The organism is Streptococcus sp. CL6.22, from assembly GCF_049738055.1.
Lineage (GTDB): Bacteria > Bacillota > Bacilli > Lactobacillales > Streptococcaceae > Streptococcus > Streptococcus mitis_DJ.
Genome location: NZ_JBKOTV010000010.1, coordinates 82,159 through 97,281, shown reverse-complemented (window position 1 = coordinate 97,281; position 15,123 = coordinate 82,159). Strand labels below are relative to the sequence as shown.

The 15,123-nt window shown below is 42.0% G+C and carries 16 protein-coding genes; 13 read left to right on the top strand and 3 right to left on the bottom strand.

Annotated features, from left to right (window positions below; translation table 11 throughout):
• The first annotated feature begins 205 nt into the window (after positions 1-205).
• The 7 genes from ACLNCW_RS06720 to ACLNCW_RS06690 all read left to right on the top strand — a co-directional run bounded on the left by ACLNCW_RS06720 (position 206) and on the right by ACLNCW_RS06690 (position 6,480).
• On the top strand, positions 206-901 hold the full coding sequence (locus ACLNCW_RS06720; protein WP_000659743.1) for an AzlC family ABC transporter permease: 696 nt from the start codon (positions 206-208) through the stop codon (positions 899-901).
• Positions 891-1,214, top strand: a complete 324-nt coding sequence (locus ACLNCW_RS06715) for an AzlD domain-containing protein (RefSeq protein WP_000253935.1) — start codon at positions 891-893, stop codon at positions 1,212-1,214. Before ACLNCW_RS06720 ends, ACLNCW_RS06715 begins: the two co-directional genes overlap by 11 nt.
• Before the next feature lie 209 nt (positions 1,215-1,423).
• Complete coding sequence (locus tag ACLNCW_RS06710) at positions 1,424-2,254, top strand: amino acid ABC transporter substrate-binding protein (RefSeq protein ID WP_084926305.1); 831 nt, start codon at positions 1,424-1,426, stop codon at positions 2,252-2,254.
• Positions 2,255-2,407: 153 nt separating this feature from the next.
• The gene (locus ACLNCW_RS06705) at positions 2,408-3,262 is read left to right on the top strand and encodes a MetQ/NlpA family ABC transporter substrate-binding protein (RefSeq protein ID WP_070482468.1); all 855 of its coding nucleotides are present in this window, start codon (positions 2,408-2,410) and stop codon (positions 3,260-3,262) included.
• 96 nt (positions 3,263-3,358) lie between these two features.
• On the top strand, positions 3,359-4,732 hold the full coding sequence (locus ACLNCW_RS06700; RefSeq protein ID WP_314499318.1) for a M20 family metallopeptidase: 1,374 nt from the start codon (positions 3,359-3,361) through the stop codon (positions 4,730-4,732).
• On the top strand, positions 4,725-5,786 hold the full coding sequence (locus ACLNCW_RS06695) for a methionine ABC transporter ATP-binding protein (RefSeq protein WP_261065511.1): 1,062 nt from the start codon (positions 4,725-4,727) through the stop codon (positions 5,784-5,786). The genes ACLNCW_RS06700 and ACLNCW_RS06695 overlap by 8 nt, the downstream gene beginning before the upstream one ends.
• A gap of 1 nt (position 5,787) precedes the next feature.
• A complete protein-coding gene (locus ACLNCW_RS06690; RefSeq protein WP_023932463.1) occupies positions 5,788-6,480 on the top strand; it encodes a methionine ABC transporter permease in 693 nt (230 codons plus the stop codon).
• Between the two features lie 28 nt (positions 6,481-6,508).
• Here the strand turns inward: ACLNCW_RS06690 and ACLNCW_RS06685 are convergent, their stop codons facing one another.
• Complete coding sequence (locus tag ACLNCW_RS06685) at positions 6,509-7,078, bottom strand: MptD family putative ECF transporter S component (RefSeq protein WP_049546854.1); 570 nt, start codon at positions 7,076-7,078, stop codon at positions 6,509-6,511.
• Positions 7,079-7,212: 134 nt separating this feature from the next.
• On the opposite strand from ACLNCW_RS06685, the gene ACLNCW_RS06680 reads away from it, so the two are divergent.
• The 5 genes from ACLNCW_RS06680 to nrdI all read left to right on the top strand — a co-directional run bounded on the left by ACLNCW_RS06680 (position 7,213) and on the right by nrdI (position 11,909).
• Positions 7,213-7,827 (top strand): YesL family protein, encoded by a 615-nt coding sequence (locus ACLNCW_RS06680; protein WP_049546853.1) that lies wholly within the window; start codon positions 7,213-7,215, stop codon positions 7,825-7,827.
• Entirely contained in the window at positions 7,805-9,475 is a 1,671-nt protein-coding gene (locus ACLNCW_RS06675; protein ID WP_424845631.1) for a sensor histidine kinase, read from the top strand. Before ACLNCW_RS06680 ends, ACLNCW_RS06675 begins: the two co-directional genes overlap by 23 nt.
• Positions 9,476-9,486: 11 nt before the next feature.
• A complete protein-coding gene (locus ACLNCW_RS06670; protein ID WP_314499330.1) occupies positions 9,487-10,773 on the top strand; it encodes a response regulator transcription factor in 1,287 nt (428 codons plus the stop codon).
• Positions 10,774-10,833: 60 nt separating this feature from the next.
• Positions 10,834-11,367, top strand: coding sequence for an ABC transporter permease (locus tag ACLNCW_RS06665; protein WP_023946835.1), 534 nt, complete (start codon positions 10,834-10,836; stop codon positions 11,365-11,367).
• A 77-nt stretch (positions 11,368-11,444) separates the two neighbouring features.
• On the top strand, positions 11,445-11,909 hold the full coding sequence (gene nrdI / locus ACLNCW_RS06660) for a class Ib ribonucleoside-diphosphate reductase assembly flavoprotein NrdI (protein ID WP_004255033.1): 465 nt from the start codon (positions 11,445-11,447) through the stop codon (positions 11,907-11,909).
• Between the two features lie 47 nt (positions 11,910-11,956).
• Here the strand turns inward: nrdI and ACLNCW_RS06655 are convergent, their stop codons facing one another.
• Complete coding sequence (locus tag ACLNCW_RS06655) at positions 11,957-12,415, bottom strand: DUF3021 domain-containing protein (RefSeq protein ID WP_049500693.1); 459 nt, start codon at positions 12,413-12,415, stop codon at positions 11,957-11,959.
• On the bottom strand, positions 12,412-12,852 hold the full coding sequence (locus tag ACLNCW_RS06650; RefSeq protein ID WP_261814697.1) for a LytTR family DNA-binding domain-containing protein: 441 nt from the start codon (positions 12,850-12,852) through the stop codon (positions 12,412-12,414). Before ACLNCW_RS06650 ends, ACLNCW_RS06655 begins: the two co-directional genes overlap by 4 nt.
• 311 nt (positions 12,853-13,163) lie before the next feature.
• Here ACLNCW_RS06650 and mutL point away from each other — a divergent pair, with 311 nt between their 5' ends.
• A complete protein-coding gene (mutL, locus tag ACLNCW_RS06645) occupies positions 13,164-15,113 on the top strand; it encodes a DNA mismatch repair endonuclease MutL (RefSeq protein ID WP_424845628.1) in 1,950 nt (649 codons plus the stop codon).
• The last annotated feature ends 10 nt before the right edge of the window (positions 15,114-15,123 follow it).

The following is a 15,123-nucleotide window of genomic DNA, read 5'->3' as shown; positions in this document are numbered from 1 at the left end:
ACTTTTTTCTCTTTCCTGAATGTGTTATAATAGTCCATGCTATGGCTGGAGCCTTTTCAGCCTACTTATACTCTTCGAAAATCTCTTCAAACTGCGTCAGCTTCTATCTGCAACCTCAAAACAATGTTTTGAGCAACCTGTGGCCAGCTTTCTAGTTTGCTCTTTGATTTTCATTGAGTATTATTAAGACAATATGAGGAGAAAGATGAAAGAAAAAGGATTTTGGGAGGGGGCGCAGGCGGCCATGCCAACGGCCCTTGGTTATGTCAGTATTGGCTTGGCCTGTGGGATTATTGGTGCGCCCTATGTGACACCTGTTGAGATGGGCTTGATGAGCCTCTTTGTTTATGCTGGGAGTGCCCAGTTTGCCATGTTGGCACTGATTGCGGTTCAAGCACCTGTGGCAGCTATTGCTATGACGGTCTTTTTGATTAATTTGCGTCTCTTTTTGCTGAGCTTACACGCATCGACCTATTTCCGTCATACCAGTCTCTGGCAAAATATTGGTATGTCTAGTCTCTTGACAGATGAGACCTACGGCGTTTTGATGGGCGAATTGGCCCATACAGACAAGGTCAATCCGATGTGGATGCACGGAAACAATCTCAACAGCTATGTGGCTTGGTTTGTGGGAACAGTGGTTGGAACGGCTCTAGGTGGTCTGCTACCAAATCCAGAAATCTTTGGGCTAGACTTTGCTTTGGTTGGGATGTTTATCGGAATTTTTGCTTCGCAATTCCAGATTATGCAAAGACGGATTCCTGTCCGCAATCTGCTCATTATCCTAGCAGTTGTTGCGGTGTCCTTCTTTTTACTCTTAACAGTGGTGTCTCAGTCGCTAGCTGTTCTGTTTGCGACGCTACTTGGTTGTACAATGGGGGTGGTTTTAGATGGTCAGTAAGTATCTTTTATTAGCAGTTATTTTCTCTGGCTTAGTGACTTGGATTCCCCGTATGATTCCCTTCATCTTGGTCAAGTATAAGGGCTTGCCTGCAATCGTTGAGCGTTTTTTGAAATTCTTGCCCGTTTCTATTATCTTTGCCTTGATTCTTTCAAGCGTAGTGACAGGCAAGGTTGGGAGTCTTCCTCAAATTAAATGGCTAGACTTCTTAGCCGTCTTTCCAACGGCTTGGGTAGCCTTTCGCTACCGCAATCTAGTCGGAACAGTTCTCTTTGGGGTGGTCTTAATTGCACTCTTGCGTTTGGTCTTTTAATACTCTTCGAAAATCAAATTCAAACCACGTCAGCGTCGCCTTACCGTACTCAAGTACAGCTTGCGGCTAGCTTCCTAGTTTGCTCTTTGATTTTCATTGAGTATAAATCAGCCATAAAGAAAACCTATCACAGAGATAGATATCATATAATGGCGTAAATGGTCTTTTTCTGTTAAGATTATAAGGTATTCTATTTTGGAGGAAATGACATGAAAAAAATCGTTAAATACTCATCTCTTGCTGCCTTAGGACTTGTTGCTGCAGGTGTGCTTGCGGCTTGCTCAGGTGGTGCTAAGAAAGAAGGAGAAGCAACTAGCAAGAAAGAAATTATCGTTGCAACCAATGCTTCACCAAAACCATTCAACTATGAAGAAAATGGTGAATTGACTGGTTACGAAATTGAAGTGGTTCGCGCTATCTTTAAAGACTCTGACAAGTATGATGTCAAGTTTGAGAAGACAGAGTGGTCAGGAGTCTTTGCAGGACTTGATGCTGACCGTTACCAAATGGCCGTTAACAACATCAGCTACACCAAAGAACGTGCTGAAAAATACCTTTACGCAGCCCCAACTGCTAAAAACCCTAACGTTCTTGTAGTGAAGAAGGACGACTCTAGCATCAAATCACTTGATGATATCGGTGGAAAATCAACAGAAGTTGTTCAAGGGACAACATCAGCTAAACAGTTAGAAGACTATAACAAGCAACACTCAGATAATCCAACTGTCCTTAACTATACTAGAGCAGACTTCCAACAAATCATGGGACGTTTGAGCGATGGCCAGTTTGACTACAAGATTTTTGATAAAATCGGTGTTGAAACAGTCATCAAGAACCAAGGCTTGGACAACTTGAAAGTCATTGAACTTCCAAGTGACCAACAACCTTACGTTTACCCACTTCTTGCCAAAGGTCAAGATGAGTTGAAAACATTTGTAGACAAACGTATCCAAGAACTCTACAAAGATGGAACTCTTGAAAAGTTGTCTAAACAATTCTTTGGAGACACTTATCTACCAGCAGAAGCTGATATTAAATAATTTTTTGAAATCATCCATTCTGCATAAGGTGGATGATTTCTCAGTTTTTAGGGATATAGTTTTAAACTATATATCTGGCTATCTAATAACAATTTGTGAAATCAAACAAATTGTGAGATACTAGTACGGTATTATTTTTAAGGAGAAAGAATCATGAAAATTAAAAAATGGCTTGGTGTAGCAGCCCTTGCTACAGTCGCAGGTTTGGCTCTTGCAGCTTGCGGAAACTCAGAAAAGAAAGCAGACAATGCAACAACTATTAAAATTGCAACTGTCAACCGTAGCGGTTCTGAAGAAAAACGTTGGGACAAAATTCAAGAATTGGTTAAAAAAGACGGTATCACTTTGGAATTTACAGAGTTCACAGACTACTCACAACCAAACAAGGCAACTGCTGATGGCGAAGTAGATTTGAACGCTTTCCAACACTATAACTTCTTGAACAACTGGAACAAAGAAAACGGAAAAGACCTTGTAGCGATTGCAGATACTTACATCTCTCCAATCCGTCTTTACTCAGGTTTGAATGGAAGTGACAACAAGTACACTAAAGTAGAAGACATCCCAGCAAACGGAGAAATCGCTGTACCGAACGATGCTACAAACGAAAGCCGTGCGCTTTACTTGCTTCAATCAGCTGGCTTGATTAAATTGGATGTTTCTGGAACTGCTCTTGCAACAGTTGCTAACATCAAAGAAAATCCAAAGAACTTGAAAATCACTGAATTGGACGCTAGCCAAACAGCTCGTTCATTGTCATCAGTTGATGCTGCCGTTGTAAACAATACCTTCGTTACAGAAGCAAAATTGGACTACAAGAAAGCACTTTTCAAAGAACAAGCTGATGAAAACTCAAAACAATGGTACAACATCATCGTTGCGAAAAAAGATTGGGAATCATCACCAAAAGCTGATGCTATCAAGAAAGTGATCGCAGCTTACCATACAGATGAAGTGAAAAAAGTTATCGAAGAAACATCAGACGGTTTGGATCAACCAGTTTGGTAATAAGAAACAGGGAGGTGGGAGAGAAAATTCCACCTCTTGCTTTTGTATAGAGCATGGATTGTCAGGAAGAGTAGTTCATAGAAAGGTAGAGAGAATATGGTTTTTCCTAGTGAACAAGAACAGATTGAAAAATTTGAAAAGGATCATGTAGCCCAGCATTATTTTGAGGTTTTGCGTACCTTGATTTCTAAAAAATCGGTCTTTGCACAGCAGGTTGGACTTAAGGAAGTCGCAACCTATCTGGGTGAGATTTTCAAGCGTGTGGGGGCTGAAGTGGAGATTGATGAGACTTATACGGCGCCTTTTGTCATGGCACATTTCAAGAGTTCGCGTCCAGATGCCAAGACCCTAATTTTCTATAACCACTATGACACTGTGCCAGCGGACGGGGATCAGGTGTGGACAGAGGAGCCTTTTACGCTTTCGGTGCGCAATGGTTTCATGTATGGGCGTGGGGTTGACGACGATAAGGGTCATATCACGGCTCGTTTGAGTGCTTTGAGAAAATACATGCAGCACCACGATGACCTGCCTGTCAATATCAGTTTTATCATGGAGGGAGCGGAGGAATCGGCTTCGACAGACCTAGATAAGTATCTGGAAAAGCATGCGGATAAACTCCGTGGAGCGGATTTGTTGGTCTGGGAACAAGGGACCAAAAATGCCTTGGAACAGCTAGAAATTTCTGGTGGAAATAAGGGGATTGTGACCTTTGATGCCAAGGTGAAAAGTGCTGATGTGGATATCCACTCTAGTTATGGTGGGGTTGTGGAGTCAGCTCCATGGTATCTCCTTCAAGCCATACAGTCTCTTCGTGCCGCAGATGGCCGCATCTTGGTTGAAGGTTTGTACGAAGAAGTTCAAGAGCCAAATGAACGAGAATTAGCCTTGGTGGATACCTATGCCCAACGAAATCCAGGGGAAATCAGCCAGATTTATGGTTTGGAATTGCCTCTCTTACAAGAGGACCGCGCAGCCTTTCTCAAACGTTTCTTTTTTGAACCTGCTCTCAATATCGAAGGGATTCAGTCAGGTTATCAAGGACAAGGAGTCAAAACGATTTTGCCAGCAGAAGCCAGTGCTAAGCTAGAGGTTCGTTTGGTTCCTGGTCTAGAACCGCATGATGTTCTGGAAAAAATTCGGAAACAGCTAGACAAAAATGGCTTTGATAAGGTAGAATTATACTATACCTTGGGAGAGATGAGCTATCGAAGCGATATGAGCGCGCCAGCCATTCTCAATGTGATTGAGTTGGCCAAGAAATTCTATCCACAGGGCGTTTCAGTCTTGCCGACAACAGCTGGGACAGGGCCTATGCATACGGTCTTTGATGCCCTAGAGGTGCCAATGGTGGCCTTCGGTCTAGGAAATGCCAACAGCCGAGACCACGGTGGAGATGAAAATGTGCGAATCGCCGATTATTACACCCATATTGAATTAGTAGAGGAGCTGATTAGAAGCTATGAGTAGAGATATTATCAAGTTAGATCAGATCGATGTGACTTTTCATCAAAAGAAGAGAACCATCACAGCGGTCAAGGATGTGACCATTCACATCCAAGAAGGGGATATCTACGGAATCGTTGGATATTCTGGAGCAGGGAAATCAACCCTTGTGCGGGTGATTAACCTCTTGCAAAAACCATCTGCAGGGAAAATTACCATTGACGACGATGTGATTTTTGATGGCAAGGTGACATTGACAGCCGAGCAGTTGCGTCGTAAACGTCAGGATATCGGAATGATTTTCCAGCATTTTAACCTCATGAGCCAAAAGACAGCAGAGGAGAATGTAGCCTTTGCCCTTAAGCACTCTGGACTCAGCAAGGAAGAAAAGAAGGCTAAAGTAGCTAAGTTGTTGGACTTGGTTGGCTTGGCGGATCGTGCTGAAAACTATCCTTCACAACTATCTGGAGGGCAAAAACAGCGTGTGGCCATTGCGCGTGCCTTGGCAAATGATCCAAAAATCTTGATTTCAGATGAGTCAACTTCTGCCCTTGACCCTAAGACAACCAAGCAGATTTTGGCCTTGTTGCAAGATTTGAACCAAAAATTAGGCTTGACTGTTGTCTTGATTACGCATGAAATGCAGATTGTCAAAGACATTGCCAACCGTGTGGCAGTTATGCAGGATGGACATTTGATTGAGGAGGGTAGTGTTCTTGAAATCTTCTCAGACCCTAAACAACCTTTGACTCAAGACTTTATCTCAACAGCTACAGGTATTGACGAAGCCATGGTCAAAATCGAGAAGCAAGAAATCGTGCAACATCTGTCTGAAAACAGTCTTTTAGTGCAACTCAAGTATGCAGGTGCTTCAACAGACGAGCCACTTTTGAATGAATTGTACAAGCATTACCAAGTAACGGCTAATATCCTCTATGGAAATATCGAAATTCTCGATGGTACTCCTGTCGGAGAATTGGTGGTGGTCTTGTCAGGTGAACAAGCAGCGCTAGCAGGTGCTCAAGAAGCCATTCGTCAAGCAGGCGTACAGCTAAAAGTATTGAAGGGAGGACAGTAAGATGGAATCATTGATTCAAACCTATTTACCAAATGTCTATAAGATGGGTTGGTCTGGTCAGGCAGGCTGGGGAACAGCCATCTACCTAACCCTCTATATGACAGTTCTTTCCTTCATCATCGGAGGCTTCTTAGGGCTAGTTGCAGGTCTCTTCCTTGTCTTGACAGCACCAGGTGGTGTCTTGGAAAATAAAGTCGTTTTCTGGATTTTGGATAAAATCACTTCTATTTTCCGTGCGGTTCCCTTTATCATTCTCTTGGCAGTCTTGTCACCCTTCTCTCATCTAATCGTAGGAACAAGCATTGGTCCAAATGCGGCTATCGTACCTCTATCTTTTGCAGTCTTTGCCTTCTTTGCCCGTCAAGTGCAGGTTGTCTTGGCTGAATTGGATGGTGGTGTCATTGAGGCGGCTCAAGCTAGCGGAGCGACCTTCTGGGATATCGTGGGTGTTTACCTATCAGAAGGTCTTCCAGATTTGATTCGTGTGACGACTGTAACCTTGATTTCCCTTGTTGGGGAAACAGCTATGGCGGGGGCAGTTGGAGCTGGTGGTATCGGTAACGTAGCCATCGCTTATGGATTTAATCGCTATAATCACGATGTGACCATTTTGGCAACCATCATTATCATTTTGATTATCTTTGCAATCCAATTCTTGGGAGATTTCTTGACCAAGAAATTGAGTCATAAATAAAAAGAGCCGTGTGGCTCTTTTTTATTGACTAGATTTTCTGTGCAAATTTTTTACTCAAGGCTTGTCCAATTAAGGCACCAACTAGGGCTCCGATGACAATACTTGCTATAAATAGAAGGATGGTTCCAGGGTTTGGCGCGACCATGATACGGTCGATATATTCTTGGGATTTTCCTCTTGCTAGAAGGGTTGCCATATAGGCTTTGGGCGCAATCCACATAAGTAAGATTGGGCCAGTTGAGCTGAAGGCAAAAATAATAAAAGAAAGAAAGTTCTTTGTTTGGTCCTTGTATTTTCCGAGGCTAGCTACTGCATCTGCTAGCAGGCCACAGATAATTCCAGGAAGGAAGGCACCGGCACCGTGTTTAGTTCCCAAGAAAAAGAGAGCAATGACAAGGCCGATAGTGGTAATGGCTCCAAAACGTGGAACTTTTGCGATTAGGATCATATAGACGCCACCGCCGACAAGGGCAGTAAAAGCAGGCGCATAAAACATGTTTCCAGCTTGGTCAAAGAGATTGCCCAAAAGGACACCAATCCCCATGCAGAGGAAGTAAAGAACTGCAAAAAGCAGTGTAGTTAAGATAGATTTCTTCATGAATTGTCTCCTGATAATTTTTTCACAATTCTCATTTTACCATGGTTTGATGGGATTGTAAATGGATACTAGAAGTTTTTGAAAACGCTTGAAATATGATATAATAGTTTCATAGTTATTTTTAGGAGGATATCATGGGGAGATTTTTAGACTTTGTCTTTAATCGTTTCTTTTTAGGAATGATTGCGACAGCCTTCTTTTGGCTATTAACATTGGCAGGAGGGATTATCCTTGGTCTAGCGCCGGCTAGTGCCACCTTGATGAGCTTATATGCAGAACATGGTTATAGCTTTCGGGAATACAGTTTGAAGGAGGCGTGGTCTCTTTATAAGCAAAATTTCGTCTCAAGCAACCTGATTTTTTATAGCTTTTTAGGGGTGGATCTAGTTTTGGTCTATGGCCTGTATCTCTTGGTGCAATTGCCTCATCAGACTATTATTCATTTGATTGCGACCTTTTTGAATGTCCTAGTAGTTGCCCTGATCTTTTTGGCTTATACAGTATCTTTGAAATTACAAGTTTATTTTGATTTGTCCTATCGAAATAGTCTCAAACTATCCTTTATTGGCATCTTTATGAGCTTAGCGGCTGTGGCCAAGGTTCTCCTTGGAACTGTGCTACTTGTGGCAATTGGTTACTATATGCCTGCCCTAGTTTTCTTTGTAGGAATTGGGATGTGGCATTTCTTTATCAGTGATATGTTGGAACCGGTCTATGAAAGTATCCATGAAAAATTGGCGACAAAATAGAATGAAGCAGTTTTGGCTACATACGCTTCTAAGAACCTACAGTTCAGTTATGATGATTATTATTGCGAGTTTTGCAATCTTACTCTCTTACGCTGACTGGGATTCACGGGAAAAGGAAGCTCAAAGAGTAGCCCAGCGTGTAACCACTCGAACAGTCGATGAGGTGGAGTATTATTATCGGGAATCAGCCCAACTGGCGCAAGATTTAGTAGCTAATCAAGAACGGATACAAGGGGTTTATAAGTACTTTAGCTTGTCAACTTCTGAGTATTTTTATTGGCTGTTGGAGCATCAAGCAGCTTCGTCAACTTCTATTTCTCTGTATGAAAATATTGATGATCTTTATGTACAAAATGACTATATAACGGGTGTTGCAATCGTCTTGCAGGATTTTAAAGAAGTTTATGTTTCAACAAGGGATAAAAGAAGTGGTCATATCTTGCCTGCTGAGGCCTTTAAACCAGAGGCCAATAGTTTTGGCATTCCAGTTCTGGACCCAGCAACGGATCAATCTATAGGAGTGATTTACATCTCCTTGGATCCAGAAGTCTTATATCATGCCATTGACAATACCCGAGGTCATATCCCGATGGCTGTGACTGTAACATCACCATTTGATACGGAGATTTTTCATATTGGTGAGAGGGTCAATAGGGAACATGAGAACTGGTTTGTCGGTTTTACCTCTCATGGATATCAGGTTCAGGTGGCAGTTCCTAAAAACTTTGTTTTACAAGGAACAGTGGCTAGCTCTGCTTTGATTGTGGGCTTGAGCCTTCTCTTTATTGTCATTCTCTATCTGACTTTGAGGAAGACCTTTGCTAATTATCAAAAGCAGGTAGTGGACCTGGTGGATTCCATCCATGCTATTGCCCAAGGGCAAGAAGGTCTTCGTATTGACACACTGGAAAAGGATCAGGAATTGCTCCTAATCGCGGAGACTACCAATGATATGTTGGATCGATTAGAAAAGAATATCCATGATATTTATCAGTTAGAACTTAGTCAAAAGGATGCCAATATGCGAGCCTTACAGGCTCAAATCAATCCTCATTTTATGTATAATACGCTGGAGTTCTTGCGCATGTATGCAGTTATGCAAAGTCAAGATGAGTTGGCAGATATCATTTATGAATTCAGTAGTCTCTTGCGTAACAATATTTCCGACGAAAGAGAGACCCTTCTCAAACAGGAATTAGAATTTTGCCGTAAATATAGCTATCTATGTATGGTTCGCTATCCCAAGTCCATTGCCTATGGTTTCAAGATAGATCCAGAGTTAGAGAATATGAAGATTCCTAAGTTTACCTTGCAACCGCTGGTAGAAAATTATTTCGCGCATGGTGTTGACCACAGACGGACAGATAATGTGATTAGCATCAAGGCTCTTAAACAGGACGGTTTTGTGGAAATTTTAGTGGTAGATAATGGCCGTGGTATGTCGGCTGAAAAACTGGCAAGTATTCGAGAAAAATTAAGTCAGAGACATTTTGAACACCAAGCCAGTTACAGTGATCAAAAGCAGTCTATCGGGATCGTCAATGTCCATGAGCGTTTTGTGCTCTATTTTGGGGATCGATATGCTATTACTATAGATTCTGCAGAGCAAGCAGGTGTTCAGTATCGTATTACAATTCAAGATGAGTAGAAAGGGAGAAAATGTATAAAGTATTATTAGTAGATGATGAGTACATGGTGACAGAAGGTCTGAAACGTTTGATTCCCTTTGATAAGTGGGATATGGAGGTCGTCGCAACAGCCAGTCATGCCGATGAAGCCCTAGAATATGTTCATGAAAATCCTGTCGATGTGGTCATTTCCGATGTCAATATGCCCGACAAAACAGGGCTTGATATGATTCGAGAGATGAAAGAAATCTTACCAGATGCTGCCTATATCTTGCTCTCAGGTTATCAGGAGTTTGATTACGTAAAAAAAGCCATGAACCTTAGTGTTGTGGACTATCTGGTCAAGCCTGTTGATAAGGTAGAGTTGGGTAATCTGCTAGAGAAGATTGCAGGTCAGCTCGGCGAGAGAGGGAAGAAAAGTCAGACCCTTAGTCAAGATTTAGATGAGGCCGGATTTGTTAGTTATTTAGGGGATAAGGAGAATTGGTGGATAGGTCTATCCAAGGAAAAACAAGGTTCTTTCACCATTCCCTACTATGTCTTGGGTCAAGACTGGCAGATTTTTATTTCTGATCAACCCCTAGATGGTTTAGTCGTTACTCCCTTTGAAGCTCCTTATCAAGAACACTTTGAACGCTGGAAGCTGAATGCTGAGAAAGCCCTCTTTTACGGTTCTGTAAATCTAAAACAGTCTGAGAGTCTCTTTGCCTATTATGAACCGATTTATAGGGTTATCATTCAGGGGAATCTCAATCAAATCGTGGAAGAGTTGAACCTTTTGGAGAAGGTGGTTCTTGAAAATACGCCGCGTGTTCCCATTACCAAACAGCTTTTTATCCAGTTTGTCATGGATGTCTTTCATTTGTTTGAACACCTAAAAGCTGATGATATGACGGACATTGTCAAAACGATTCATGCTATTCAATCATTCGATGAACTGGTTCCTTATATCAAGGAAACTCTGACCCGATTCTTTGGGCAATATCGTATGAATGAGAATGTGGTCAGTGTGCTAGAAGTCATTGGGCGTGATTATCAAAAAGAACTTTCCCTCAAGGATATCAGTAAGGATCTCTTTATCAATCCTGTCTATCTGGGGCAGTTGATTAAGCGAGAAACCAATTCGACCTTCGCAGAGTTACTAAATAAACAACGCATTAAGGCCGCTCAGCAACTTTTACTTTCAACTAGTGACAGTATTGAAGATATTTGTTATGCTGTTGGTTACAGTAATGTTGGATATTTCTATAAAGTGTTCCGAAAATTGTGCGGAAAATCGCCAAAAGCCTACCGAAAACAGGTAGAAACTACACTATAATATTTGTATTCTTTTACAAAAGGTGCTATAATATCGATAATAATATCAGGAGGTTCTATTATGAAAAAGAAACCAATCTATCTATGGGTCTTGCTAATCTTGTCTGCCCTTATTTCAGCTACGTCTCTGTTTGAACTTTTGAAGCCCTTGCCTAGTAAAGAAGTCCTTCGTGCTGCTCAAAAACAAGTTGCAGGGGTCAGTGCTCAGCAGGTAGAAGATAGCATTAATTTTAGCTATAGAGTGGCAGAAGCATCTCATTCTATTTTTAATGTGGCCTTGGTTGTACTATCTGCTATTTTAGTGGTAGTAGCGATTGTATTCCTTGTTCGTAAGAATTTGCAGTATGCAAACTATACTTATGTCGGCTATGTTTTGCTAGCCATTATTGGTTCGATTTATACCTATGTGACTTTACAAGACGCTTTGCAGCTGGTTCAAGATGAAACTATTCGTTTGACAATGGGTATTGGTTCAAAAGCTGTCAGCATTTTCTATATCGTCATCAATGTTCTCTTCCTAGCCCTTGTCTTCTACAAGATATGGCGTCAGCAAAAAGCCTTGGCTGAAGAAGAGGAAACAGAAGAACTTGCCTAAGTATTGACAAAAAAGAACTATCAAGTTACAATCTTGGTAGTTCTTTTTCGATTAAAAATAAAATCATGGAGGTACATATGAAGACAATTTCTTTAGTTTATATTAGTCTGAGTGGCAATACTGAAAGTTTTGTGACGCGCTTGAAAGACTATCTCTTGTCCCAGTACGAGGGAATTGAGGTTCAAAAGATTCATATAAAAGATTTGGTCAAAGAAGGCCAAGATTTCTATGAAATGGACCATCCCTATGTTGCTTTTTTGCCGACTTACCTAGAAGGTGGGAATGGCGTGGATAACGGAGATGTTGAGATATTGACAACGCCAGTGGGAGATTTTATCGCTTATGGTGACAATGCTAGTAAGTGTTTTGGCGTAGTTGGTTCAGGCAATCGTAACTTTAATAACCAATACTGCTTGACAGCTAAGCAATACAGTCAACGTTTTGGTTTCCCTGTCTTGGCTGACTTTGAAATGCGAGGCATGCTGGGAGATATCAAACGTGTCGCAGCTATTATCGCAGATTTGTATGAGTTGGAAAGTTGAGCTTAGGCTTGACTTTTTTATTATTCCAAGTGGTTTTATCAGCACTCTTACTTTTTATGCTTCAAGAGTTGATTGATATGGTCTACTTTTTTTGATGCTCTTTTATAGGAAATAGTCCAAATGATGAGGTAGACAATCGCAAACTCGATAATGAGTTGGAGGTAGAAAATCCAGTGGAAGGGGAACCAACCTGCTAGGGTTGCTAATGGGATAAATCCTACTAGCATAAGGAAGAAATGAGTCAGAGTTGCACGGAGCAAGCTCCAGTCACGGCTGAATAATCGCTTGCCAAAGTTGAAGAGAATACCAATAGCTGCCCAAATAAGTGTGCAGTAGAGCAAGACCAAGGCACCGTGAACCTGATGTTGCACCATCACCTGTCCGATCAGAGACTCGGGACTCAGTGGTGCGTAGGTATTTGGGGAATACATAAGTGAAAAGATGATAGAGAGGATGAGACCGATGAGGACACCAGTAGCTGCGTCGTGGAAGATTTGTTTTTTCATAGTTCTAATTTCTCCTTGATGATTTTTAGATAACGGCGTGAAGAGTAGGTGAAGCTTTCGTTTTTCAAGAAAATTTCTACCAGACCGTTGGGCGTGAGCTTCAGATGAGAGATGGAGTTGATATTGATGATTTCAGATTGGGAAATTTGGATAAAATTGCTTGGCAGAATTTCAAGGACTTGATAGAGCCGTAAATCAATATTGTAGGTCTGGCTAGCCGTTTCTGCTAGAACCTTCCGATTCTCGATATAGAAGCGCTGAACCTTGCCAATCTCAACGAGATAGACCTGATTATTGATTTTCCCTTTGATTTTTTCTGTTCGGTCCAGATTTTCTGCGAACTCGATGACTTTCTGGACTTTATCTGTCGGCTGAGGTGCTTGGACAATCAGCTTTTCCTCCTTGTAAGTTTCACTAATCTGTAGTTCTACTTTCATAAATTTCTCTCCTTGTTTTTCATACAAAATTAATCTCACTTCTTGTACATCTTTATTAATACTCTTCAAAAATCAAATTCAAACCACGTCAGCGTCGTCTTGCCGTACTAAAGTACTGTCTGCACCTAGCTTTCTAGTTTGCTCTTTGATTTTTATTGAGTATACCACTATTTTATGCCCCCTTGCAAGGGGCTTTGTCTATGTGGAGGGATTCGGCTTCTATATGGCGCCTGCTTTTCTGTCCTTTCTGAAATATGGTATAATAGCACTAATCAATTTCTAGGAAAATAGATACAGAAAGGGGCTGAAAGATGTCTCATATTATTGAATTGCCAGAGGTGCTGGCAAACCAGATCGCGGCTGGAGAGGTTATCGAGCGTCCAGCTAGCGTTGTTAAGGAGCTAGTAGAAAACGCCATTGACGCGGGCTCTAGTCAGATTATCATTGAGATTGAGGAAGCTGGTCTCAAGAAAATCCAAATCACAGATAATGGTCATGGAATTGCCCACGATGAGGTGGAATTGGCCCTGCGCCGCCATGCGACTAGTAAGATAAAAAATCAAGCAGACCTCTTTCGAATTCGGACGCTTGGTTTTCGTGGTGAAGCCCTTCCTTCTATAGCGTCTGTTAGTGTCTTAACTCTGTTGACTGCGGTGGATGGCGCAAGTCACGGGACCAAGCTCGTCGCACGTGGGGGAGAAGTAGAAGAAATCATCCCAGCTACCAGTCCAGTGGGAACCAAGGTTTGTGTGGAGGACCTCTTTTTCAATACGCCTGCCCGCCTTAAGTATATGAAGAGCCAGCAAGCGGAGCTGTCTCATATCATTGATATTGTCAACCGTCTGGGCTTGGCCCATCCTGAGATTTCTTTTAGTTTGATTAGTGATGGTAAGGAAATGACACGAACAGCGGGAACAGGTCAATTGCGCCATGCTATCGCAGGGATTTACGGTTTAGCCAGTGCCAAGAAGATGATTGAAATTGAGAACTCTGACCTAGATTTCGAAATTTCAGGTTTTGTGTCCTTGCCTGAGTTAACTCGGGCCAATCGCAACTATATCAGCCTTTTCATCAATGGTCGTTATATCAAGAATTTCCTACTCAATCGTGCTATTTTAGATGGTTACGGAAGTAAGCTCATGGTAGGACGTTTTCCACTGGCTGTCATTCATATCCATATTGACCCTTATCTAGCGGATGTCAATGTGCATCCAACCAAGCAAGAAGTGCGGATTTCCAAGGAAAAAGAACTGATGACGCTGGTCTCAGAAGCTATTTCCAACAGTCTCAAGGAGCAAACCTTGATACCAGATGCCTTGGAAAATCTTGCCAAATCGACTGTGCGCAATCGTCAAAAGGTGGAGCAGACCATTCTCCCACTCAAAGAAAATACGCTCTACTATGAGAAAACAGAGGCAAATAGATCCAGTCAAGCTGAGGTGGCTGATTATCAGGTAGAATTAACTGAGGAAAGGCAAGACTTGACCTTGTTTGCCAAGGAAACCTTGGATCAATTGACCAAGCCAGCAAAACTGCATTTTGCAGAGAGAAAGCCTGCTAACTACGACCAGCTAGATCACCCAGAGTTAGATTTAACCAGTCTGGATAAGGCATATGATAAGCTGGAGCGAGAAGAATCATCAAGCTTCCCAGAGTTGGAATTTTTCGGGCAAATGCATGGAACCTATCTCTTTGCCCAGGGGAGAGATGGGCTCTACATCATAGACCAACACGCAGCTCAGGAACGGGTCAAGTACGAGGAGTACCGTGAAAGCATTGGCAATGTTGACCAGAGCCAGCAGCAACTCCTAGTGCCCTATATCTTTGAATTTCCAGCGGATGATGCCCTCCGTCTCAAGGAAAGAATGGCACTTTTGGAGGAAGTTGGGGTCTTTCTAGCAGAGTACGGAGAAAATCAATTTATCTTACGTGAACATCCTATTTGGATGGCAGAAGAAGAGATTGAATCAGGCATCTATGAGATGTGCGACATGCTCCTCTTGACCAAGGAAGTTTCTATCAAGAAATACCGGGCAGAGCTGGCTATCATGATGTCTTGCAAGCGATCTATCAAGGCCAATCATCGTATTGATGATCATTCAGCTAGACAACTCCTCTATCAGCTCTCTCAATGTGATAATCCCTACAACTGTCCCCACGGACGTCCTGTTTTGGTGCATTTTACCAAGTCAGATATGGAAAAGATGTTCCGACGTATTCAGGAAAATCACACCAGTCTCCGTGAGTTGGGGAAATATTAAACTAAAAGGA

What these genes read in the sequence shown, in the direction of transcription:
- ACLNCW_RS06655 (WP_049500693.1), bottom strand. Translation starts at nt 12,415, where the DNA reads ATGAAAAAACAAATCTTCCACGACGCAGCTACTGGTGTCCTCATCGGT.
- ACLNCW_RS06665 (WP_023946835.1), top strand. Translation starts at nt 10,834, where the DNA reads ATGAAAAAGAAACCAATCTATCTATGGGTCTTGCTAATCTTGTCTGCC.
- ACLNCW_RS06690 (WP_023932463.1), top strand. Translation starts at nt 5,788, where the DNA reads ATGGAATCATTGATTCAAACCTATTTACCAAATGTCTATAAGATGGGT.
- ACLNCW_RS06710 (WP_084926305.1), top strand. Translation starts at nt 1,424, where the DNA reads ATGAAAAAAATCGTTAAATACTCATCTCTTGCTGCCTTAGGACTTGTT.
- ACLNCW_RS06720 (WP_000659743.1), top strand. Translation starts at nt 206, where the DNA reads ATGAAAGAAAAAGGATTTTGGGAGGGGGCGCAGGCGGCCATGCCAACG.
- ACLNCW_RS06695 (WP_261065511.1), top strand. Translation starts at nt 4,725, where the DNA reads ATGAGTAGAGATATTATCAAGTTAGATCAGATCGATGTGACTTTTCAT.
- ACLNCW_RS06675 (WP_424845631.1), top strand. Translation starts at nt 7,805, where the DNA reads ATGAAAAATTGGCGACAAAATAGAATGAAGCAGTTTTGGCTACATACG.
- ACLNCW_RS06670 (WP_314499330.1), top strand. Translation starts at nt 9,487, where the DNA reads ATGTATAAAGTATTATTAGTAGATGATGAGTACATGGTGACAGAAGGT.
- nrdI (WP_004255033.1), top strand. Translation starts at nt 11,445, where the DNA reads ATGAAGACAATTTCTTTAGTTTATATTAGTCTGAGTGGCAATACTGAA.
- ACLNCW_RS06650 (WP_261814697.1), bottom strand. Translation starts at nt 12,852, where the DNA reads ATGAAAGTAGAACTACAGATTAGTGAAACTTACAAGGAGGAAAAGCTG.
- ACLNCW_RS06700 (WP_314499318.1), top strand. Translation starts at nt 3,359, where the DNA reads ATGGTTTTTCCTAGTGAACAAGAACAGATTGAAAAATTTGAAAAGGAT.
- ACLNCW_RS06685 (WP_049546854.1), bottom strand. Translation starts at nt 7,078, where the DNA reads ATGAAGAAATCTATCTTAACTACACTGCTTTTTGCAGTTCTTTACTTC.
- mutL (WP_424845628.1), top strand. Translation starts at nt 13,164, where the DNA reads ATGTCTCATATTATTGAATTGCCAGAGGTGCTGGCAAACCAGATCGCG.
- ACLNCW_RS06705 (WP_070482468.1), top strand. Translation starts at nt 2,408, where the DNA reads ATGAAAATTAAAAAATGGCTTGGTGTAGCAGCCCTTGCTACAGTCGCA.
- ACLNCW_RS06680 (WP_049546853.1), top strand. Translation starts at nt 7,213, where the DNA reads ATGGGGAGATTTTTAGACTTTGTCTTTAATCGTTTCTTTTTAGGAATG.
- ACLNCW_RS06715 (WP_000253935.1), top strand. Translation starts at nt 891, where the DNA reads ATGGTCAGTAAGTATCTTTTATTAGCAGTTATTTTCTCTGGCTTAGTG.